Consider the following 21,870-nt stretch of genomic DNA (forward strand, 5'->3'; position numbering starts at 1 on the left):
GACCTCCTTTTCGTACCCTGTACCAAAATTCATCTTGGTTCAAAAACTAACTTTAAACTATTTAAACCAATTTTTATTTCGGTTCAAAAACCTTTACAAAAACAAAATTTGGCGCATTTCTGTTTGTTTTATAGATTTGAGCAAACCCATCATTTATGTACCAATTGAAAATAACACCAAATGACGTTCATGAAACATTAAGTAAGCATATTCAGGCTGATGGTTTTGATTTGATATTTGATTTGCAGAAAAGCCATGGATGCTACATTTATGATTCAAAATACAACCGTACGCTTCTTGATTTCTTTACCTGTTTTGCATCTGTACCATTAGGGTATAATCATCCTAAGATGATAAACGATGAAGAGTTTAAGAAAAACCTGTTAATGGCTGCAATTATCAATCCGTCCAATTCTGATGTATATACCCAACAATATGCAGAGTTTGTTGAAACCTTTGCACGTGTAGGCATTCCTGATTATTTGCCTCATGCATTTTTCATTTCTGGCGGAACATTAGCCGTGGAAAACGCCTTAAAAACTGCTATGGACTGGAAAGTCCAGAAAAACTTCAAAAAAGGTCACCGTGTTGAAAAAGGTTTCAAGGTAATCCATTTTGAACAATCATTTCACGGTCGTTCCGGCTATACTTTAAGTTTAACCAATACGCTTCCGGATAAAACCAAATGGTTCGCCAAATTTGACTGGCCACGAATTGTAAACCCAAAACTAAGTTTCCCTTATAGTGATGAGAAACACGAACAAGTAATTGAAAAAGAACTGTTAGCTATCAACCAGATTAAACAGGCTTTCATTGATAATCCAGATGATATTTGCGCCATTATTATTGAACCTATTCAGTCTGAAGGAGGAGACAATCATTTTCGTAAGGAGTTTTTAGAAAAATTACGCGAACAGTGTGATGAGAATGATGCCTTGCTAATTTATGATGAAGTGCAAACCGGCGTTGGATTAACAGGCAGATTTTGGGCCCATGAGCATTTTGGGGAATATGCGCGTCCTGATATTTTAGCATTTGGAAAGAAAATGCAAGTTTGCGGTATTTTGGCCGGCGGAAAAGTAAATGAAGTTGAAACTAATGTATTTAATGTTCCTTCTCGTATCAATTCAACTTGGGGCGGCAACCTAGCTGATATGGTTCGATCGACCAAAGTAATGCAAATTATTGAAGAGGATCATTTGTTAGAGAACTCGATTGTTGTGGGCAACTACCTGCATGAATGTTTATACAACATTGTAGAATATACTGATAAAATAAGTAACGTTCGCGGCCGTGGCTTGATGAATGCGTTCGATTTCCCCTCTAAAGAAATGAGAGATAAGTTCATTAAAATAGGTATGGAATATAATACAATGTTCCTTGGATGCGGTGATCGTTCAATACGTTTCCGCCCTGCATTAATGATGGGACACAAACATATTGATGAAGGAATGGAAACCATCAGAAATATTTTAAAGAATCTATAAAAACAAACAAGACCCGAAGATTAATTTTCGGGTTTTGTTTTTAAGTATAAAGACACCGTTAACAATTATTGTTAAATCACTTTAGCACAGAGTCTAAGCTTTTGTGTAGATTTTCAGCACTATTATACCTACCAATAATTTTTCCATCAGGTCCAATGAGTACTTGCAAAGGTAATGTACGAACGTTGTAACTTGCCGCCAGCTTGCCTTCTTTATCTTTAAAAAAGGCATTCACATTAGCACCTAACAATTTATCCGACCGAATGGCATTAACCCAATTGTCCAGATTTTTGTCTAAAGAAACGTTAATCAATTGCAAATTTTTATCGCTGTATTGTTCAACAAGATTATTCAACATGATGTTGTCTTTACGAGACGTTACACACCACGAGGTCCAGAAATTCAATAGCACATACTTGCCACGGAATCCACTAAGATATACATCTTTCCCATCAACACCCTTACGGGCAAAATCAGGAGCCATAGTTCCTTTCTGCATGGTTTTATAGGCATAGAGTTGAGTATAAAGCTTTTTACCCCATGCAGATTGCTTTACCTCAGCTGAAAGTGAATTATAACATTGCTCCACCACCTGCATCGAACTCGTTTTGTACACAACATTACCAATTAACCAAGCGCTCAATAAATCATTGGGGTTGCGCTTAATAAATTGTATTGTTTGCAAAAACAATTTATCATTTGCCTTCTTTAACTCTTTTTTCAGGGTAAGTTGGTCTTCATCGGAAGCATTTTTAAGTTTACTCTCCACCACATTTTTTTCCCCATTTGCTAATTGTATTGCATTCAGGTAACGCTTATAGTCTGCATTAATTAAACCTCCGCTAACCATCGCTTTGTCCAGCGTGCCGTACCGCCCCTCAATCATGAAGGTATAGCCATTTTCAAGAAAGAACTGTAAAGGAGTTTGCTTTTTGAAGCTGACGGCTGATGAGTAGTATTCAGACCGAGCCAGCAAATAGGTCAGTACAGGTTCCAATACTACTCCGGAAAAGACAAAATCGCCATTATCGGCTCTGGTGGAATCAACTCTTAAACCTTTACTTTTATCATAGGAATACAAATACACTTTACCGTTACCAATGCCTTCAAGGTATCCTTTTATTTTGTAGGGAATCACCACTTCATCCTGAGCGAATAAAGGGAAAGGCAGCAAAACCAGCAGCGTAATTAGAAGTATTTGAGCGCGCATATTATTAGCTAAAAATTCAATTACAGTAATTTACAATTTTTAAATGGTATAATTTCAACAAATAAAAAACCCGGACAATGCCCGGGTCATCTTATAGTTAATTTGATTTCCTTTAAAACAGATTGAACAAGTCTTTTACTCCCACCACTTTCTCAACTTCAAAACCTTCTCCATATGGAGCTCCAATCGGTTTACCCAACTCGCGTGCACGGCCGATAACAGATTCAAAAAACTCAGGAGTTGAAATATAGGTTTGAGGTTCACCCGACTGGTCTTCAGGGTTAAAAAACTGTGTTTTAAAAGCCTTTAATGAAGCGACTTTTTTGTCCATTTCTTCCTGTCCAAACCCAACAATTAAATCAGGTACAAACAAACGGTCTTGCATGTAATGATATATAGCTTTAGGGCGCCACTCATGTTGAATCTCTCCTTCAATAGAAGTGTTAACTTTTCGTAATCCGGAATAAAAAGCAGCATCACGCACCAATTGGCCTCCCCTACCATGATCAGGATGACGATCAGCCAAAGAATTGGCAAGCACAATTTCAGGGCGATATTTACGAATCATTTTGATTACTTCGAGCTGATGAGTCTTATCATTTGCAAAGAATCCATCTGCAAAACCAAGATTTTCCCTAGCACTTAAACCCAACATAGCTGAAGACTCCTTTGCTTCAGCTGCTCTGGTTTCAGATGTACCCCTGGTTCCTAATTCTCCGCGTGTCAAGTCAACAACACCAACTTTTTTTCCCTGTTTTATGTGCAAAGCAATAGTTCCAGAACAACATAATTCTGCATCATCGGGATGAGCAGCAAAAACTAGTATATCAAGTTTCATTATTTATTAAGCTATAAATGATTGTGAAATAAAAGTGTTGGATTTCTATAAACTTAACAAGGCTCGAATCCTCTTCTTAACCCGTGCATTCATAGGTTTTGTTACCGGTAAAAAATAATCAACCACATGCCCTTCTTTATCAACCAAATATTTATGAAAATTCCAAAGCGGCTTGGAGCTTACTTTCCCGTTTTGCACTCTGTCAGACAGGAATTTAAATAAGGAGTGAGCATCACTTCCTTTTACTTTAACTTTTGAAAACATAGGAAAAGATACTCCGTAGTTAACTTGACAAAATGACTGAATTTCGTCCTCTTTCCTAGGTTCTTGATTCCCAAAATCATTAGATGGGAATCCTAGTACAACAAAATTATGATCTTTAAATTCTTCGTATAGTTCTTCCAACTCATTAAGCTGTGGGGTGAATCCGCACTCGGTAGCTGTATTTACAATTAGTAATACTTTTCCTTTATATTTTTCCAGCGAAACTTCCTCGCCTTTAATATTTAATGCCTTGAGATGATAAATATTTGTAATACTCATTGTATGCTTGCATATAATCGGGATCCCCTACTGATTGAATAATGCCTTCAATGTCACTATCCTCCACCGGATCATAATGTTCTTTTAAACTGTTACCAAAAACACTAGCAATCGACTGCCAAAAAAAGGCTGTCAACCCGTTCCTTAAGTCTTTAAGTAACACATAACTGGTACGTCCTGTTTCCCGATCTATCAATTTTATTAAAATATGACCCTGCTTGATGGTCATATTTCTTATATCGCGTTCAAAATTCCGCTTAATTTCTTCTTCACAATTTTTCACCAACGTTTTACGTTCGCTTTCATTTTTTGCCACAAGTAATTGTTGTTCGAGTTGACGGTAGCGATGTCCGGCATATTTGGCATAGGGTAAGACTTTTAATACATCACGCTTAAGCTTGTTATATCGCTCACGTTGCCGATCATTCTTCCAAATATGTTTGTCTAGAATTACTACTTCCGGTAACCAAATGTGTGGTATAGTGTCACCGTTGTTTATATAGGCCTGCACCTTAATGGTATCGTACTTCCCTTCCAATTGCTGAGCACTTGCAGCCTTAACCACAAATAACAACAAACTCAACATCAATATTTTTAAAGGGCCGTTCATTCTTTACAATAGTTGCAAATTTAATGCTATTGCATTCATTAAGCAATTATATCCATTTATACGATTATATCAATTCGTTGGTTTAAAATAATTAAATTACAATTTTTCCACATTAACCTTGTACTTAACCTCTCAAAAACAGTAACGTAAAAATTTGCCGTTAAATATCAATCAGACAACACAAATTAAACATTACTAATACTGTTTGCGTTTTTTAGATTACAATCGTCATATTTAAAATCAGATAAAATAAACACATTCAAATTGTTGCAGATTGGTAAAAGCGTCACAAATTCAATAAAAATGAATAACTTTACCAACCCAAACAACCTGCACCGTTTTTAAAACAGTGTTTTACCACACATAAGATTAATTATTAGCAAACTCCTAAACAGGTGAACTGATTTATGAAGGAATTGGTAATAGACCTTGAAGCCGAAAAGAACGAGATAATTAAACGATACAGAGCCCTTTTGCGAGCATGTAAGCCAACAATGCAAAAAGGCGATAAGCGAGAGATTCGTAAAGCATTCGATATGGCTTTAGAAAGTCATAAGGATATGCGACGTAAATCGGGCGAACCTTATATTTATCATCCTATTGCTGTAGCGCAAATTTGTGCTGAGGAAATCGGGTTGGGAACAACCTCTATTGTTTGTGCGTTACTACATGACACAGTAGAAGATACTCATATCACGCTTGAAGATCTTGAGCGCGAATTTGGTAAAAAGGTTGCCTCCATTATTGACGGTTTAACAAAAATTTCAGGAGTTTTTGATCAAACCAGTTCAATTCAGGCTGAGAATTTCAGGAAAATGTTATTAACCCTTGCTGATGATGTCCGGGTTATCTTGATAAAGCTTGCTGATCGCTTGCACAATATGCGTACTATGGAGCATATGCCTCGCGATAAGCAATTAAAAATCTCATCTGAAACTATTTATCTTTATGCTCCTTTAGCCCACCGCCTCGGTTTATATGTTATCAAATCTGAATTAGAAGATTTGGCAATGAAGTATACCGAAACAGCTACGTATAAGTTTATTGCCCAAAAGCTGGCAGAGCGTAAAACAGAACGCAATAAGTACATTAAAGAGTTTGTTGATCCAATAAAGACAGCACTAACTGATCAAGGATTGCATGCTGAGGTGTTGGGTCGTCCGAAGTCAATCCATTCTATTTGGAATAAGATGCGCACTAAAGGTGTGCCTTTTGAAGAAGTTTACGACTTGTTTGCAATCAGGGTAATTTTAGACAGTACACCTGAAGCTGAAAAAGCTGATTGCTGGAAAGCGTATTCAATTATTACCGATTTATATTTACCTAACCCAGACCGTTTGAAGGACTGGATTTCAAGCCCTAAAAGTAACGGTTATGAATCATTGCATACCACTGTAATGGGGCCCAAAGGTCGTTGGGTTGAAATTCAAATCCGTACGCAACGAATGAATGAAATTGCCGAAAAAGGTTTTGCAGCTCACTGGAAATATAAAGAATCATCTAACGAAAGTGGATTAGATCAATGGATTCAAAAGGTTAGGGAAACATTGAACAGTCCTGAATCTAACGCACTTGATTTTCTGGATGATTTTAAAATGAACCTTTTCTCTGATGAGGTATTCGCCTTTACGCCAAAAGGTTCATTGATAAAACTTCCAAATGGTGCTACCGCCCTCGATTTTGCCTTTGAAATTCATACCGATGTTGGAAGTAAGTGTATTGGAGCCAAAGTAAATCACAAACTGGTTCCGTTAAGTTATAAAATTCAAAACGGGGATCAGGTAGAGATATTAACATCTCAAAAACAAGCCCCTAAAGAAGACTGGCTGAATATTGTGATTACGGCTAAAGCCAAATCAAAGATAAAATCACAATTAAAGGAAGAAAAAAGACGGATTGCCGATGATGGTAAAGAAATTTTAGAGCGAAAAATGAAATCGCTTAAAATTCCTTTCAACCATGATATGTTGCACAAAATAGCCAACCATTACCGGATCCACAGCATTCAGGATTTGTATTATAAAGTGGCAGTTGGAAAGTTTGATCAACATAATTTAAAGGAATTCCTTGATTCAGAGCGAATACCCGAAAACAAGCCTGTTGAAAAAATCGAAACTCAATCACTTGAAAATTATGTTAAGAGCATAAAGAAAAAAGTCGACGATACGTTGGTTATTGGTGACGATATGACAAAACTTGACTATAAACTGGCTCCATGTTGTAATCCGATTCCGGGAGATGATGTTTTTGGTTTTGTAACGGTAAACGACGGAATTAAAATTCATAGAACCAATTGCCCTAATGCGGTAAAATTAATGTCGAAATTTGGCTATCGGATTGTAAAAGCACGTTGGACCAGTCAACAAGAAATTGCCTTTTTAGCCGGCATCCGTGTTCGTGGCATTGATGATGTTGGGGTTATCAACAATATTACCAAGGTAATCTCCAGTGATTTTAAAGTAAACATACGTTCTATTACAGTAGATAGTCACGACGGCATTTTTGAAGGGTCAATTATGGTGTATGTCCATGATACCGACCATTTGCATAATTTGATTAAGCAATTAGGAGATGCAAAAGGGGTTTTAAGCGTATACCGCTTTGATAATATGCAATCATAATAAAACCTATACGGGTACCAAATTGAAATTACACAATACTTATTTTTAGTGTATTCATATCTGTTTAAGTGTTTTATTAACAAAAAATTGATTTTAATCGGATAAATACGATATTTTTGACCTGCTTTTAAAAAGTTTTATGCCATCAACAGCTGAAATAACGCAAACCGTAAGGAAAATTTTTGAAGGATATCTGGAAAAAAACAGCCTTCGTAAAACACCTGAGCGCTTTGCTATCCTAGAAGAAATCTATTCTCGTAATGATCACTTCGATGTGGAATCATTGTATATCCACATGAAAAACAAAAAATACCGGGTAAGTCGTGCTACTGTATATAATACTTTGGAGTTATTAGTATCATGTGATTTGGTTACCAAACATCAGTTTGGTAAAAACATGGCACAATTTGAAAAATCGTATGGTTATCGTCAGCACGACCATATTATTTGCCTTGACTGTGGTAAAGTAGTTGAGTTTTGTGACCCTCGAGTACAACAAATTCAGGCAATGATGGGTGATTTATTAAAATTCGAAATCAAACATCACTCATTAAATCTCTATGGAGCTTGCACCCGTTTAAGAGACGGTGGACATTGTGATTCATACGTAAATAAAATCGCTTAATTTAAATCTGATTCATAGTTAACAGATCATTGTCATACAAAATGGTGAAATGTTGTTTATTACAACAACAACCAAAATCTGTTAATTATCAACCATTAACTATATATAATTTCCAAAAACTATGCGCGTAGATGTGTTATTGGGCCTGCAGTGGGGTGATGAGGGTAAAGGTAAAATTGTAGACGTACTGAGCCCTGAGTATGATTTAATTGCCCGCTTTCAAGGCGGACCAAATGCCGGTCATACCCTTGAATTTGATGGCAAAAAATATGTATTAAATACTATTCCATCTGGAGTATTCAACCCACATACTCATAACTTAATTGGCAACGGCGTGGTAATCGATCCGATTATCATCAAACGCGAAATTGAAAACTTACAGTCAAACGGTTACGATCCTATCAAAACTGGTAAATTAATGATTGCCCGCAAAGCTCATTTAATTTTGCCTACCCACCAATTGCTTGATGCTGCTTACGAAAGCAACATGGGTGATAAAAAAATCGGATCCACTCTTAAAGGAATCGGTCCTACCTATACTGATAAAATTGGTCGTAAAGGTCTTCGTGTAGGCGATATAAGTTTGCCTGACTTTGACCAAAAATACCAACGCATAAAAGCTCAACATTTGGGCATTTTAGATCAATACAAGTTTGACTACAGTGATTTACCAGAGCGCGAAGCCAAGTTCTTCGAAGCCGTTGAACTTTTAAAGCAAATACCTCAGGTTGATGCCGAGCATTTGGTGAATTCTTATTTGAAGGATGGCAAGAAAGTACTTGCAGAGGGTGCTCAAGGAACAATGTTGGATGTAGACTTCGGATCATATCCATACGTTACCTCGTCTAACACTACCACCGCCGGAGCTTGTACAGGCTTAGGAGTTGCACCAAATCGTATTGGCGAAGTTATCGGTATTTTTAAAGCTTACTGCACCCGTGTTGGAGGTGGTCCATTCCCAACTGAGCTTAATGATGAGACTGGTGAAGAATTACGTCGCATAGGCCATGAGTTTGGGGCTACAACAGGTCGCGCACGCCGTACTGGCTGGATTGACTTGCCAGCTTTAAAATATGCGATCATGCTGAACGGTGTTACCGAATTAGTAATGACCAAAGCTGATGTATTAAGTGGTTTTGAGAAAATATATGTTTGTACCCATTACGACTATAATGGAGAGCAAATCAATTTCATGCCATATGACATCAATACCATTGCCGCTAAACCTGTATTAAAAGAGCTGGATGGATGGCATGAAGACTTAACCGGAATTACCAAACCTGAGCAAATTCCGGCTAAACTGAAAGCTTATATTGAATACTTGGAAAAAGAACTTGAAGTTCCAATTAAATACTTATCAGTTGGTCCTGACCGTGTTCAAACATTAATTTTGAAGTAAGAAAACTACCAGTAGTTTTTTAACAGAAAAACTACTGTTGCATCTTTCACATTTCAATATATTTTGACTTTGTTTAACAAACAAGATATAATCCTATTTAAAGAGAAAGCCCTTCATTGGGCTTCTTCTTTTAATACCTGTTGTTATCTCGATTCAAATAATTATTCAGACGCCTATGGTTCATATGACACCCTCATTGCAATTGATGCAATTGAAGAGTTAAAAATGAATACTACAGGCGCATTTGAGGCCCTGTACGCCTTTCAAAAGAAAGCAGGCAGGAACATATTCGGATTTTTGACTTACGACCTTAAAAATGAGCTTGAGGACCTACAGTCAAACAATCCGGATTACCTACATTTTCCTATACTTTACTTTTTTATTCCCCGCATTGAAATCCGGATTAAAGGACAACGGGTTGAGATTATTACCAATGATCCGCAATTAACTATTCACAACATTCTAGAACAGATTGAAAATATAATACCTCAAAGGTTGGAGGGCTTAAAGCATGAAATCAATATTCAATCAAGAATCAGTCGTGAGCATTATATTCAAAAAGTAGCCAAAGTCATTGAGCATATTAATCGTGGAGATATCTATGAGATGAATCTTTGCCAGGAGTTTTATGCTGAAAACTGCCAGATTAATCCACTGCAAATCTGGAAAAAACTTAATGGGTTGTCTCCTACTCCTTTTGCCTCATTCTTCAAACACAATGAACACTACATTCTTTGTGCTTCGCCAGAAAGATACCTCCAAAAAAAAGGAACTCAACTAATATCGCAGCCGATAAAAGGAACTGCTCGTCGCAGCGAGGACAGTTTGAAGGATGAGATGATAAAACTGCAACTCTACAATGATCCTAAGGAACGTGCAGAAAACGTTATGATCGTTGATTTAGTACGAAATGATCTTACTCGTTGTGCTGAACCAGCAAGTGTGAAGACGGAAGAACTGTTTGGCATATATAGTTTCAAACAAGTACATCAAATGATATCCACAGTTTCGGCCACTATAAATCATAAACTCAATTTTATAGATGCACTTAAGTGCACCTATCCGATGGGATCAATGACTGGCGCACCTAAAATAAGGGCAATGCAACTGATAGAAAAGTATGAGGAGAGCTTGCGTGGGGTGTATTCAGGATCTATAGGTTACATAACTACTGAAGGTGATTTCGATTTTAATGTAGTGATTAGAAGTATACTTTACAATTCCTTAAACAGTTATCTATCTTACCATGTTGGCGGAGCAATTACGGGCCAATCAATAGCGGAGAAAGAATACGATGAATGTTTGCTAAAAGCCCAAGCAATAAAGTTGGCGCTGGAATCTTAGAATCAGATTGTATCGTCAGTATCACGCAAAAAATTAGCACTATTTACCAAAAGGACCTTTTTTATTCTTAACTTTTAGCCGTCTTCAATATCAAAATTTAACTCCTCTCTCACTTTTGATATCTGATAATATGCTATTCAAAGTTCAAAGAATTCTTTTGAGTTTAAGTGGCAGCAAGCAGAACTTCAGCCTTGAGCACAGAATGTTCAATTTAGCTTGTTTGATTAATATTTTTCTTGCCATTTTCAGCATTCTTGTTGGCAGTAATATTAAACCCTTTTCTACAGCTTCAATCATAATAATCGTAGCTATCGCTTTATTGATTATTTTCTATTATTTATCAAGGTTTAAACATCAATTTAAATGGACAAGTCGTTTTTTTGGTGTTACGATATTCATCTTTAACCTCTTTATTTGGTTTCTAGCCGCCGGAAGCCAAGGTCCTGCTGTGTTCTATTTATTTTTTACAGTTATATTATTACTTGTAATTACGCATCCCAAATATCATATCCCTATTTTTCTATCCTGTTTAGCTCTAGGCATATTCATTTATATAATTGAATATCGCAACCCTTGGCTGGTTATTGGCTACCCTAGCATCATATCAAAATATCTTCATCAAATAATTATTTATACCCTTATTCTCATGGCCATATTTATTCTAATCTATTTCTTTAGAATTAATTATGATTATGAACGATTTATGGCTATTAAGAAAAAGGAGTCTGTAACAAATCAAAATGCAATCATTAGTGAGCAATATAAAAATCTAGAAAAAAGAGATCTGATAAAGATTAAAGTATTTTCCATTATTTCACACGATTTGCGGGGACCATTAAATTCATTACGAAGTCTTTTGGATTTACTCGATGAAAAATTAATCACACAAGTTGAATTTTCTGAGCTATCTCAGCAATTGACAGACAGGGTAGACCAAAATCTCGAAATGCTGGATAATTTACTTTATTGGTCAAATACTCAAATGCAGGGATTAGAAATTGCCCCTACGAAAACGAATATTCATCATTTAATTGAAGAGTTTATTCAGTTATTTAAAGGTGAGACAGAAAAAAAACATTTAAAATTAGTTAATCAAATGCCTAAAGAAAGCAATGCCTTTGCTGATATTAACATGTTGAAAGTAGTAATTCGGAACTTAATTTCTAATGCTATAAAATTTACCCCCAGAAATGGCACAATAAGTTTTTCATCACAGATAGCAGACAAAAAAATTATTGTCTCCATACATGATTCCGGAGTGGGAATAAAAAAAGAGCATCTTGACAAAATCTTTAACATTGGACATGCAACCACTCTCGGCACTGAAAATGAAATAGGAACTGGATTGGGACTGATTCTGTCGAAAGACTTCGTAGAGAGAAATGGTGGAACAATTTGGGTGGAAAGTGAAGAGAATAAAGGAAGCAACTTTTGCTTTTCATTACCCTTAAATGAAGCTTAACTTAATAAGATGCCTAGAATTAACTTTCATAAAGTTCTTAATATGTTTATGGGGGATCCTGAAAGAGTCCCCCTTGAACATAGAGTATTGAACTTGGCATTTTTTACAAATATCGCATATACCATTTCTTACATTTTTATTGATCCAAGTTATTTTTCTAGTGAAAATCTGTACATATCATTGACTTACAATGGCATTGTTTACTACATCTCCCGTTTCCTGTATCAATACAAAATCTCAGTTTTCATCTTCATATTTAACTCAATTTTCTTCAACACAATAGGATGGTTTTATGGAGGCATCTCGAGTCCTATACTATTAGGTTTACTCTCAAACTATGTATTCCTTTTGCTTATTGCAGATTTTAAATACTACAAGTACATTTTCTTAGGAACATTTCTTCATGGAATTATTCTGTACGCCATAAACTACTATTCTCCAAATTCATTCACACCCTATTCAACTGAGAGAGAACGACTTAGCGACATAATTAACACTTATATCTCAGAGATTTTTTCCGGATTCGCTTATATATCATTTTATATCATTAGTTATAGGATAGAACAGCGAAAAACCTATCTACTCAAAAAAGAAATCAGTAATCAGAATAAACTAATTAGTAGGCAATATAAAACCTTAGAAAATCAGGATTTAATAAAGGCCAAGATCTTTTCAATAATCTCTCATGATTTGCGAGGGCCACTAACTTCATTTAAAGGCTTGTTGAATTTGTTTAAGGAGCAACTTATTAATGCAAAAGACTTTACTATTTATTCTAATGAACTAAAAAGTCAGATAGATCAAAACATGAAGCTTTTGGGTAATTTGTTATACTGGTCCAATACCCAAATGCTGGGTCAACAGGTTAATCCAACAACAATTGATCTTCACGCCTTAATTGATGAATCAATTGAACTTTTTAAACCCGAAGCAAGCAATAAGAATATTGAATTAATTAATTCCGTTTCGAAACAAGCCGTTGCTATCGCCGATTTCAACATGATAAAAACAGTGGTAAGGAACCTGCTTTCGAACTCTATTAAATTTACCAATAGAAAAGGAACAATCACCTTCTCTTCAAATTCTAAGAAACAAAAAATTGTTATCTCAGTAAATGATACAGGAATTGGAATACAGAAAGATAAACTGAATAAGTTATTCAGTTTAGATCATTTTTCTACAAAAGGAACTGAAAATGAATCGGGCACAGGCCTAGGTTTAATTTTATCGAAGGACTTCGTGGAGCGCAATAATGGAAAATTATGGGTAGAGAATAATGGCGACCAAGGCACTATTTTTAGCTTTTCTTTACCGAGCATGGCTAATAACGAATGACCTAAATCAAAAAGCGCGTAGTTAATTTAACATACGCGCTTTTTGATTCTTTATTTAAATGAAACTATTTCTGATTATAATATCCTAAAGCTTCTGGCAAATATTTCTGAATACCTGAAATACGGGTTTCATCACTTGGGTGCGTACTTAAAAACTCAGGTGGTTTTTGCTGAGTTTTAGCGGACGCTGACATTCGTTGCCAAAAATCAACAGCTTTACGCGGATCGTAACCGGCAATAGCCATAAAAGTTAAGCCTAATCGATCAGCCTCAGATTCCTGATTTCGACCGTATTTCAATAAAGCCAATGGAGCACCTACCCCATAAAGCTCATTAAAAATTTGTTGGTTTTGAGAGCTGCTTGAAGTGGCAACATTGCCAACAACTGCACCCATTTGAGCAGCCATTTGTTGTGACATACGCTCAGCGCCATGACGGGCAATAGCATGCGCGATTTCATGTCCCATCACTGTGGCAAGGCCTGTTTCATCCTTTGTAACCGGTAAAATACCGGTATAAACCACAATTTTTCCTCCTGGCATACACCAAGCATTCAGCTCTTTGCTTTCAACAAGATTCACCTCCCATTTATAATCTTTTATCTGTTGGCTATAACCCTTTTGATTCATAAAAACCTTAACAGCATTAATAAGATTATCACCTACTTTTTTAACAAAAACAGTTTGTTTATCAGAGGCTGGAACCACTTTATTTTCCTTTAAAAATTCAGCATAGCTAGCTTGTGCTAATGAGAGCATTTGCCCTTCATCAACTAAACTAAGCTGGCTCCTTCCTGTAAGTGGCACCTTAGAGCAAGCTTCAAACAATAAGAAAGCAGCTGCTAGAAATACAATTTTCAACTTCATGGCAAATATCAATTTTGAGATTTTCTTTTAAAGAGATAAGATTTACTCTCTTTCCCTTTAAGTAAGCGTTCAATATTTTTCTGATGAGTAACCAAAACTAAAACAGCTACACATACACCAAACAAAATTACTGACTTATTTCCCACATGAAAAGCAAAAATCATTAAAACTGGATACGAAAAGCTGGCCACCATTGAGCCTAATGACACGTAGTGGCTGAATATCAGTATAACTAAAAAAATAAGGCAGCAAATTAATGCAGCCTGTAAATGTATGGCAAGTACCATACCGAACAAGGTCGCAATACCTTTTCCGCCTCTGAACCCTGCAAACACAGGAAAAATATGCCCCACTATGGCAATAATTCCTAAGGAAAGCTGAAAATTAGCAAACTGAATAGAGTCCGGATTATAATTTGAGAACCAATGAGCCAGGAAGCAAGCCAACCAACCTTTAAATACATCAATAAGCATCACCGGAATTCCGGCCTTTTTACCTAAAATCCGAAAGGTATTGGTAGCTCCAGCATTACCACTTCCATACTCACGAACGTCAATACCGTAAAATATCTGACCAACCCACACTGCCGTAGGAACTGATCCAATCAAATAAGCTAAAAAAAGAGCGATTAACGATTGAGTTGATATCATCAGAATCGTTTTCTATTCAAGTAAATTAATTAAAAATATTAAAAAACGTTGAGAGCGACAATTAAACTAAATAGCCTTAAGACTCATGTCTAAGCTTTTAACTGAATGGGTTAAGGCACCCATTGATATGTAATTCACACCGGTAAGTGCGTACTCACGTGCATTTTCAAGAGTAATTCCACCAGATGCTTCGGTTATGAATTTACCACTAATCAAATTAATTGCTTTACGTAAATTATCAAAACTAAAGTTATCAAGCATGATCCTATCAACACCGCCAGTATTTAAAACTTGCTGTACTTCTTCCAAATTTCGTGTTTCAATCTCAATTTGCAGGTTCTTGCCTGTTCGTTTCAAATATGCATGGGCATTTTCTATGGCATTTTTAATTCCTCCGGCATAATCAACGTGGTTATCTTTGATCAATATCATATCATACAAACCAAAGCGATGATTTACTCCACCGCCGATTTGCACAGCCCATTTTTCAAGAAAACGTATTCCAGGAGTTGTTTTACGAGTATCCAGAACCTTTGTTGAAGTACCTTTTAATTCTTCTGCAACTTTATTGGTAACGGTAGCAATTCCGCTCATACGTTGCATGGTGTTAAGTACCAAACGTTCGGCTTTTAAAATTGAATGAACGCTCCCTGTTACCACTAAGGCTATATCACCTTTCTTAACATAAGCGCCATCATTAAGTAAAATTTCAAGTTGAAGAGCTGCATCAACGGTAGCAAAAATCTCCTTTGCTAAATCAACTCCAGCAAGAATCCCATCATCCTTAATCAATAATCGAGCAGATCCCTGGGTTCCTTCGGGAATACTTGAAAGCGATGTATGGTCGCCATCTCCCACATCCTCAGCCAAAGCACTAAGGATAAACTGTTTAACTTGTTCCTTTTCCAAAACCTCGCATTTTTAATGCGCCAAGATAAAAAAATGTTGGCAAAGTTGCCGCAAACTCATTTTTCCTGCTCAACTCTTAGCTCGTTAATTAGGCTAGAATTACCACTTTGCTTCATATAGAAAAACAGACGATAGGTAGCATTAGAGGTTTTATAAACACATATGGCATATTGCATTCCTTCAGGTGAAGATCCGGTATGTTTTAATTTTACTTGAACAGGGGGATATTTTATAAAGAAATTCTTGAGAATCATTTCCGACTGTGTTTTACTGTACACATTCTCATCTTCTAGAATGGACAAAATCACAGAAGAGTTAAGGTATTTGGCAATTTCTTTCGTATTGGCAGCTTCAATCGATTTTGTAATCATTTCTATAGTATCATTTTGATGCGGCCATTTAGTATGGGCAATAAAGATGAAGGATACTATAAAAAGTATTTTACTCACGTTGTGATTAAATTTTAAAAATTACCTGCTTTTTGTTGCAGGTTTGAAACACAAATAATGCCAAAAAATTACACAATCGTTTGCTATTATATTTTTTTAAGTAAAATACTTGCTAAAAAAATATATTTGTAAGGTGGAAAATAGCAAAAAAATCGCCCTTATCATCCTAGACGGATGGGGCTACGGACGCAAAGATGAGTCTAATGCCATCTACAAAGCAAATACTCCCTTTTTTGATTCATTAATTAATGAATATCCAAACTCAAAGTTGGAAGCTTCAGGCGAAGCGGTAGGTTTACCTGAAGGCCAAATGGGTAATTCAGAAGTTGGCCACATGAACCTCGGTGCCGGACGTGTTGTTTATCAAGAACTTGTGCGAATCAACAAAGCAGTTCGCGAGCATGAAATCGATCAAAATGAGGTTCTTATTGAAGCTTTTGACTATGCAAAGCAAAATAATAAAAGTGTTCACTTTATAGGATTGGTTTCTGACGGAGGTGTACACTCTCATATTAACCACTTAAAAGGCTTACTAACGGTTGCTGCCAGCAAGCAATTAAATAATGTATTTGTTCATGCATTTTTAGACGGCAGAGATACCGACCCAAAAAGCGGGTTGGGCTTCATGAGCAATCTTGAACTACATATAGCACAAACTACCGGAAAGGTAGCTTCAGCTATCGGCCGTTATTATGCCATGGACCGCGATAATCGCTGGGAAAGGGTAAAATTAGCCTATGATGTAATGGTAAAAGGTGTTGGCAAACCTGTGTCAAATATTGAAAAAGCCATAGAAGATTCATATGCTGAAAATGTTACTGATGAGTTTGTAAAACCAATTGTTAAAGTTGATGCTAACGGGCAACCAGTTGGCACCATTAAAAATGGCGATGTGGTTATATGTTTTAATTTCCGTACCGACCGTGGTCGTGAAATTACCAAAGCTCTTACTCAGGAGGACTTCCCTGAACAGGACATGAAGAAACTTGACCTATTTTATGTTACCATGACTAATTATGATGAAACGTTCAAAAATGTTAAGGTAATTTTTAATAAGGAAGATTTAACCATGACCTTAGGTGAAGTTTTAGAGCAGGCTGGTAAAAATCAAATACGAATTGCAGAAACCGAAAAATACCCTCATGTTACGTTCTTCTTCTCTGGAGGTCGGGAAACACCTTTTGAAAACGAAAAACGGTTACTGTGTCCTTCACCCAAAGTGGCAACCTACGATTTAAAACCCGAAATGAGTGCGTTTGATATCAAAGATGCAATCATTCCAGAACTAAAAAGTCAATGGGTTGATTTCATTTGTTTAAACTTTGCCAATACAGATATGGTTGGCCATACAGGTGTATTTAGCGCTGCAATTAAAGCCGCAGAAACGGTAGATACTTGTTTAAAAGAGGTTGTAGAAACAGGAATTGATAACGGTTACTCATTTATCATTATAGCTGACCATGGTAATGCAGATTACATGATTAATGATGATGGAACGCCAAACACAGCACATACTACAAACTTGGTTCCGTGCATTGTAATTGATAAAGACGTTAAAACGGTGAAGGATGGCAAATTAGGTGATATTGCACCTACAATCTTAAAACTTATGCACATTCAAAAACCGGAAGAAATGAACGGCAATGAATTGGTATAACACCTAGAGAAATTTAAAAATATAAACAAGCGGCTGGTGAAAATTCATCAGCCGCTTGTTATTTTTAAGGCATGAACAAATTTGTGTCTTTTTCACTATTGCTTGTTGTTGTAACCATTTCAGCATGCACTAATTCAATCAATAAAAAACCAAACACATCTACTTATTTTGATTTAAAGGAGTACTTTGAGAACGAAGCGAAAAGACTCAACAGAGAGAATCCGAAAGTAGAAAAAACGGTAAATGATAATGGTAAGCAAGAAACAAAGGCCGTTCTAAATACTATCTGGCTGAATGAACTCAGCGTTTTCATCAACTCAAACATCAATAAACCGGCCTGGAGCAAAAGTTATTCTGTAACATCAACAGACTCCACAGAAGAATACAAGGCCCTGGACTCGAGCTTAAAAACTCAATTTATTAAAATATCCAAGGGCAAAACAGGTATAGACAAAATCTTTATCCAAAATCATACAACCAATGAATTGTATGAGTTAGATGAAAAACTCTATTACGAAAGCAAAAAAATATATAGAATTGAGCGCGTACAAAAAGCTACCATGTTAAAAGAAAGCACATTTAGCATAGTAGGGAAGTTTTTGTAATCGAGTAGGAAGATAGGGATTATTTCCCTATCTGTCCTCTCACACCACCGTACGTACGGTTCTCGTATACGGCGGTTTCTTAATTTACACAACGCAATTTTTGATAGTAGTCAGTAAAGAACAGGTAGCCCGATTGCTTAAGACGTTCGTTGGTGATACTTCTGCTAAGGATTTGGCTATTAGCTGTACGCCAGTAGCTTTTCCTCGTGTTGCCGTATTCCTTTGCCTTGTTTTTCGGGATACCCAGTTTTATCAGATTCCTAATTCGGGTTTTGATACTTTTCCATTGTTTCCATATCAATGACCTGATTCTTCTTCGATACCATTCATCTATGCGTTCCAACAATCCTTTCATGTCTGCCAGCTGAAAATAGTTAAGCCAGCCTGTGATGTACTGTCTTATTGATTCCTTTCGGCGTTCATTGCCCCATCCGTTGCTCCGTGAGGTCAGTTCTCGGATTTTGTCTTTCATCTTTTCAACACTTTTCTTATGGGTGCGCATTTTGCAACCATTTTTGTTGAAATAGAATCCATACCCCAAGAACTTAACATCCTTGACGTGTGCAACTGTGGTTTTCTCTCTATTTACTTTCAGATAAAGCTTTTGTTCGATATAGTTTGTAAGGCTGACAAGCACTCTCCTGACTTGTTCAAATTAGGTCAGCAAATTTAGTTTCTCAATTAGTGTTATAATTTTGGAGTTTGAATTAGCTCTCATCGTGATTTCCTTTCCTGTAATTTTGTTCTTTAACCGAGCGTCCGTTATCTTTTTACATTCGTGAATAAAGCTTTTAATAGATGTTTCAGTTTTTAGTTCAATATTTTTCGATATGATCAAAGCCATGAAGCATATTAATAAATGAAGCTTTATCGGCTCCTCCTTATAATGGAATATTGGCCTTGTCTGCAAGTCGCTTTTAGATATCCTAAAAGCCTGCTCAATCCTGTAAAGCTCGTGATATCGATCTATGATGTTTTGATTATTAGCCGCTGATTCTGGAAGATTCGTATAATAACCTTTAATTCCCAGCAGTTTATGGGTTTTATCGATAAGCTTCTGGTTGAGCTCCATTTTTTGTCCTAATGATTTGGTAAACTTGAGCTTCTTGTTTTTAGATGGGTTATCAATCAAATATTTTGCCTTTTCCATCTGTTTCTCCATTTCATATTTATCTTTTCGATAGCGCAAGGATGAATAGCTGCAGATTAGATCCCCGTTAGACGTTTTTATCCGGATATTTTGTCCATCTTTTCTAGTGATGTTGCCATTAATTTCAGCCAGTAAATCACTAGATATATTTCCCAACCGCGCACCTACAATATAGTTGATGCCATTTTCGTTTAAAGCCATACTGTTTTCAGTACTTATCATTGCAGCATCCGCAACCACGGTAAGGATTTCTACATTGTGTTTCTTGATAAAGCTTTGTATTACCGGAATAAAGGTATGGCCTTCGAAAGTATTGCCTGGAAATACTTCATACCCGATAGGTAATCCTTCCTTGCTTACCATCAATGCGATGAGAATCTGTGGCTGTTGTGATTTGTTATCTTTAGAAAACCCATTTTTACGCAGATCATCTGACTCAAAGGTCTCAAAGTAAAGTGTGGTTACATCATAAAAAACAAGGTTATAGTCAAAGTTATAGTGTTCCTGAGCAAACTTAACAGCAATGTTCTCGGCCTTTGTTTTTAGGTCCAACCATTGTGGAGCAGAGTCATAATACTTTTGCCTACGATGTTTTATGCCAAAATATTCTTCCAACAAACCAATAGAACGAAGTTTTGATCCAGGTTCAATCATTCTCATAATTACCAGATCCAGAAGAAAGTTGTTTTTCAACTTATCAAATCCAATGTAAATAATCAGCTTGGAGATCAATTCATGAAAGAATGAATAATATACGCCTATAAACTCGGTCTGTTTGATGTTTATAATATTGTCAGACTGAGCGTCATTGAATAGGAATAGTTGCTTAGTAACTGTTTTGATATAATCGTTAGCAAGTGTGAGTAAACCTGCAAGTTCATCGGGAGAGCGAGCAGTGCCTATATGCCTTAAAATAACTCTTTTACGATTTTCAATCTTATAAATTTGAACTGAAGTCGATCCTGCTGCGTACTGGATTTGCCTAATTTTATACACTTTTTAACTTTAGGTCAGCAAAACGCCAAAATAATGAAAATAAACACAACAATATCAAGTACTTATATTTTAATCATAAGTACCCCGGACAAGTCAGGAGATAAAGCTTTTGTTCGATATAGTTTGTAAGGCTGACAAGCACTCTTTCAGCAGCTCGGCGGCTTTTACAGAATACCATACAGTCGTCAGCGTATCTGACAAAACGATGTCCTCTTTCCTTTAGTTCCTTGTCCAGTTCGTTGAGCATTACATTGCTCAACAGCGGACTTAGGTTTCCTCCTTGCGGAACTCCCATCGATGTCTCTTGAAATTTCCCCTGTATCATTACGCCTGCTTTTAGGTATTTATGTATCAATGATACTACCCTGCCATCAGGGATGGTTCGGGATAAAATCTCTATCAGCTTGCTTTGGTTAACAGTATCGAAGAATTTTTCCAGATCCATGTCCACAACGTAACGATAACCGTCGTTTGCGTTGGTTTGGCACTGCTTTATGGCCTGATGAGCACTGCGTTTTGGACGGAAGCCGTAACTGTTGGGCGAGAATTGTCGTTCGTAAATAGGTGTTAATTGTTGGGTGATTGCCTGCTGAATGACTCTTTCCACTACTGTAGGGATGCCTAAAGCTCGCTTTTTGCCGTTCTCTTTGGATATCTCGACCCTACGAACGGCTTGCGGTTTATACCGCCCATTTTGTAGTGAGTCAAGCAGTTCTTCTCGATGGGATTGTAAGTAGGGCAAAAGCTTTTCCACATTCATCCCATCAACCCCGCCTGTTCCATTGTTACGCTTAACTTGTTTGTAGGCCGCATTAAGGTTGGATGGCGAGAGTATATACTCTAAAAGTTGGGCTTGTTGCCCTTGCGTTGTGTTGGTGTTTCCTTTTTCAGTCATCCATAGATATGTCTGCCCTCCAGAGCCTGATTCGGTTTCCGACCTATTTCCGCTCTGCCAGGTGTCTTGCTCCGTTTTCTGCTTTCTACCATTCATACAGTAACCTTCATTTGATGCTCACCTCTTAAGATTCGACCCTTCCCCTGCTAACTCGTAGCAGCGTACTTTGATCTCTGCTGATTTCTGACAGCAATTGTTAGCCGTGTTTCATACTGCTTGT

Annotated in this window: 20 protein-coding genes; 9 read left to right on the forward strand and 11 right to left on the reverse strand. The window is 36.7% G+C overall.

Features of this window, described 5'->3' with window-relative positions; all coding sequences use genetic code 11:
* Nucleotides 1-155 precede the first annotated feature (155 nt).
* A complete protein-coding gene (lat, locus tag L2B55_RS13370) occupies nucleotides 156-1,487 on the forward strand; it encodes an L-lysine 6-transaminase (RefSeq protein ID WP_237846587.1) in 1,332 nt (443 codons plus the stop codon).
* A gap of 76 nt (nucleotides 1,488-1,563) precedes the next feature.
* Here lat and L2B55_RS13375 read toward each other — a convergent pair whose 3' ends face one another.
* The 4 genes from L2B55_RS13375 to L2B55_RS13390 form a co-directional block, all read right to left on the reverse strand.
* On the reverse strand, nucleotides 1,564-2,697 hold the full coding sequence (locus tag L2B55_RS13375) for a TlpA disulfide reductase family protein (RefSeq protein WP_237846588.1): 1,134 nt from the start codon (nucleotides 2,695-2,697) through the stop codon (nucleotides 1,564-1,566).
* A gap of 112 nt (nucleotides 2,698-2,809) precedes the next feature.
* Entirely contained in the window at nucleotides 2,810-3,535 is a 726-nt protein-coding gene (gene bshB1 / locus L2B55_RS13380) for a bacillithiol biosynthesis deacetylase BshB1 (RefSeq protein ID WP_237846591.1), read from the reverse strand.
* Between the two features lie 45 nt (nucleotides 3,536-3,580).
* Nucleotides 3,581-4,078, reverse strand: coding sequence for a glutathione peroxidase (locus L2B55_RS13385; protein WP_237846593.1), 498 nt, complete (start codon nucleotides 4,076-4,078; stop codon nucleotides 3,581-3,583).
* Nucleotides 4,035-4,688: a DUF4294 domain-containing protein gene (locus L2B55_RS13390; protein WP_237846595.1), complete on the reverse strand. Its 654-nt coding sequence runs from the start codon at nucleotides 4,686-4,688 to the stop codon at nucleotides 4,035-4,037. Before L2B55_RS13390 ends, L2B55_RS13385 begins: the two co-directional genes overlap by 44 nt.
* 407 nt (nucleotides 4,689-5,095) lie before the next feature.
* Between L2B55_RS13390 and L2B55_RS13395 the strand changes: the two genes are divergently transcribed.
* From L2B55_RS13395 to L2B55_RS13420, 6 genes are all read left to right on the forward strand, one after another.
* Nucleotides 5,096-7,309, forward strand: coding sequence for a RelA/SpoT family protein (locus L2B55_RS13395; protein WP_237846597.1), 2,214 nt, complete (start codon nucleotides 5,096-5,098; stop codon nucleotides 7,307-7,309).
* 139 nt (nucleotides 7,310-7,448) lie between these two features.
* Nucleotides 7,449-7,934, forward strand: a complete 486-nt coding sequence (locus L2B55_RS13400; RefSeq protein WP_237846598.1) for a Fur family transcriptional regulator — start codon at nucleotides 7,449-7,451, stop codon at nucleotides 7,932-7,934.
* 121 nt (nucleotides 7,935-8,055) lie between these two features.
* Entirely contained in the window at nucleotides 8,056-9,333 is a 1,278-nt protein-coding gene (locus tag L2B55_RS13405; protein WP_237846600.1) for an adenylosuccinate synthase, read from the forward strand.
* Between the two features lie 69 nt (nucleotides 9,334-9,402).
* Entirely contained in the window at nucleotides 9,403-10,677 is a 1,275-nt protein-coding gene (locus tag L2B55_RS13410) for an anthranilate synthase component I family protein (protein WP_237846601.1), read from the forward strand.
* A 130-nt stretch (nucleotides 10,678-10,807) separates the two neighbouring features.
* Nucleotides 10,808-12,139: a sensor histidine kinase gene (locus L2B55_RS13415; RefSeq protein WP_237846602.1), complete on the forward strand. Its 1,332-nt coding sequence runs from the start codon at nucleotides 10,808-10,810 to the stop codon at nucleotides 12,137-12,139.
* Between the two features lie 9 nt (nucleotides 12,140-12,148).
* Nucleotides 12,149-13,474, forward strand: a complete 1,326-nt coding sequence (locus tag L2B55_RS13420; protein WP_237846603.1) for a sensor histidine kinase — start codon at nucleotides 12,149-12,151, stop codon at nucleotides 13,472-13,474.
* A 64-nt stretch (nucleotides 13,475-13,538) separates the two neighbouring features.
* On the opposite strand, the gene L2B55_RS13425 is transcribed toward L2B55_RS13420, so the two are convergent.
* The 4 genes from L2B55_RS13425 to L2B55_RS13440 all read right to left on the reverse strand — a co-directional run bounded on the left by L2B55_RS13425 (nucleotide 13,539) and on the right by L2B55_RS13440 (nucleotide 16,347).
* A complete protein-coding gene (locus L2B55_RS13425) occupies nucleotides 13,539-14,339 on the reverse strand; it encodes a M48 family metallopeptidase (RefSeq protein WP_237846606.1) in 801 nt (266 codons plus the stop codon).
* 8 nt (nucleotides 14,340-14,347) lie between these two features.
* A complete protein-coding gene (plsY, locus tag L2B55_RS13430) occupies nucleotides 14,348-14,989 on the reverse strand; it encodes a glycerol-3-phosphate 1-O-acyltransferase PlsY (protein ID WP_237846609.1) in 642 nt (213 codons plus the stop codon).
* Between the two features lie 66 nt (nucleotides 14,990-15,055).
* A complete protein-coding gene (gene nadC, locus L2B55_RS13435; protein WP_237846612.1) occupies nucleotides 15,056-15,898 on the reverse strand; it encodes a carboxylating nicotinate-nucleotide diphosphorylase in 843 nt (280 codons plus the stop codon).
* Between the two features lie 56 nt (nucleotides 15,899-15,954).
* Complete coding sequence (locus tag L2B55_RS13440) at nucleotides 15,955-16,347, reverse strand: DUF4783 domain-containing protein (protein WP_237846614.1); 393 nt, start codon at nucleotides 16,345-16,347, stop codon at nucleotides 15,955-15,957.
* Between the two features lie 133 nt (nucleotides 16,348-16,480).
* On the opposite strand from L2B55_RS13440, the gene gpmI reads away from it, so the two are divergent.
* Both gpmI and L2B55_RS13450 read left to right on the forward strand, forming a co-directional pair.
* A complete protein-coding gene (gpmI, locus tag L2B55_RS13445) occupies nucleotides 16,481-18,004 on the forward strand; it encodes a 2,3-bisphosphoglycerate-independent phosphoglycerate mutase (protein ID WP_237846615.1) in 1,524 nt (507 codons plus the stop codon).
* A gap of 71 nt (nucleotides 18,005-18,075) precedes the next feature.
* Nucleotides 18,076-18,609, forward strand: coding sequence for a hypothetical protein (locus L2B55_RS13450; RefSeq protein ID WP_237846616.1), 534 nt, complete (start codon nucleotides 18,076-18,078; stop codon nucleotides 18,607-18,609).
* A 79-nt stretch (nucleotides 18,610-18,688) separates the two neighbouring features.
* On the opposite strand, the gene L2B55_RS13455 is transcribed toward L2B55_RS13450, so the two are convergent.
* From L2B55_RS13455 to ltrA, 3 genes are all read right to left on the reverse strand, one after another.
* Entirely contained in the window at nucleotides 18,689-19,246 is a 558-nt protein-coding gene (locus L2B55_RS13455) for a group II intron maturase-specific domain-containing protein (protein ID WP_237846617.1), read from the reverse strand.
* Between the two features lie 18 nt (nucleotides 19,247-19,264).
* Nucleotides 19,265-20,755 (reverse strand): IS1634 family transposase, encoded by a 1,491-nt coding sequence (locus tag L2B55_RS13460; protein WP_237846619.1) that lies wholly within the window; start codon nucleotides 20,753-20,755, stop codon nucleotides 19,265-19,267.
* A gap of 73 nt (nucleotides 20,756-20,828) precedes the next feature.
* Entirely contained in the window at nucleotides 20,829-21,746 is a 918-nt protein-coding gene (gene ltrA, locus L2B55_RS13465) for a group II intron reverse transcriptase/maturase (RefSeq protein ID WP_237846621.1), read from the reverse strand.
* Nucleotides 21,747-21,870 lie beyond the last annotated feature (124 nt).

It is taken from the genome of Solitalea lacus (assembly GCF_022014595.1).
Lineage (GTDB): Bacteria > Bacteroidota > Bacteroidia > Sphingobacteriales > Sphingobacteriaceae > Solitalea > Solitalea lacus.

Bases quoted from the DNA above. Each gene is read 5' to 3' on its own strand.
- lat (WP_237846587.1), top strand. From the start codon at position 156: ATGTACCAATTGAAAATAACACCAAATGACGTTCATGAAACATTAAGT.
- L2B55_RS13375 (WP_237846588.1), bottom strand. From the start codon at position 2,697: ATGCGCGCTCAAATACTTCTAATTACGCTGCTGGTTTTGCTGCCTTTC.
- bshB1 (WP_237846591.1), bottom strand. From the start codon at position 3,535: ATGAAACTTGATATACTAGTTTTTGCTGCTCATCCCGATGATGCAGAA.
- L2B55_RS13385 (WP_237846593.1), bottom strand. From the start codon at position 4,078: ATGAGTATTACAAATATTTATCATCTCAAGGCATTAAATATTAAAGGC.
- L2B55_RS13390 (WP_237846595.1), bottom strand. From the start codon at position 4,688: ATGAACGGCCCTTTAAAAATATTGATGTTGAGTTTGTTGTTATTTGTG.
- L2B55_RS13395 (WP_237846597.1), top strand. From the start codon at position 5,096: ATGAAGGAATTGGTAATAGACCTTGAAGCCGAAAAGAACGAGATAATT.
- L2B55_RS13400 (WP_237846598.1), top strand. From the start codon at position 7,449: ATGCCATCAACAGCTGAAATAACGCAAACCGTAAGGAAAATTTTTGAA.
- L2B55_RS13405 (WP_237846600.1), top strand. From the start codon at position 8,056: ATGCGCGTAGATGTGTTATTGGGCCTGCAGTGGGGTGATGAGGGTAAA.
- L2B55_RS13415 (WP_237846602.1), top strand. From the start codon at position 10,808: ATGCTATTCAAAGTTCAAAGAATTCTTTTGAGTTTAAGTGGCAGCAAG.
- L2B55_RS13420 (WP_237846603.1), top strand. From the start codon at position 12,149: ATGCCTAGAATTAACTTTCATAAAGTTCTTAATATGTTTATGGGGGAT.
- L2B55_RS13425 (WP_237846606.1), bottom strand. From the start codon at position 14,339: ATGAAGTTGAAAATTGTATTTCTAGCAGCTGCTTTCTTATTGTTTGAA.
- plsY (WP_237846609.1), bottom strand. From the start codon at position 14,989: ATGATATCAACTCAATCGTTAATCGCTCTTTTTTTAGCTTATTTGATT.
- L2B55_RS13450 (WP_237846616.1), top strand. From the start codon at position 18,076: ATGAACAAATTTGTGTCTTTTTCACTATTGCTTGTTGTTGTAACCATT.
- ltrA (WP_237846621.1), bottom strand. From the start codon at position 21,746: ATGAATGGTAGAAAGCAGAAAACGGAGCAAGACACCTGGCAGAGCGGA.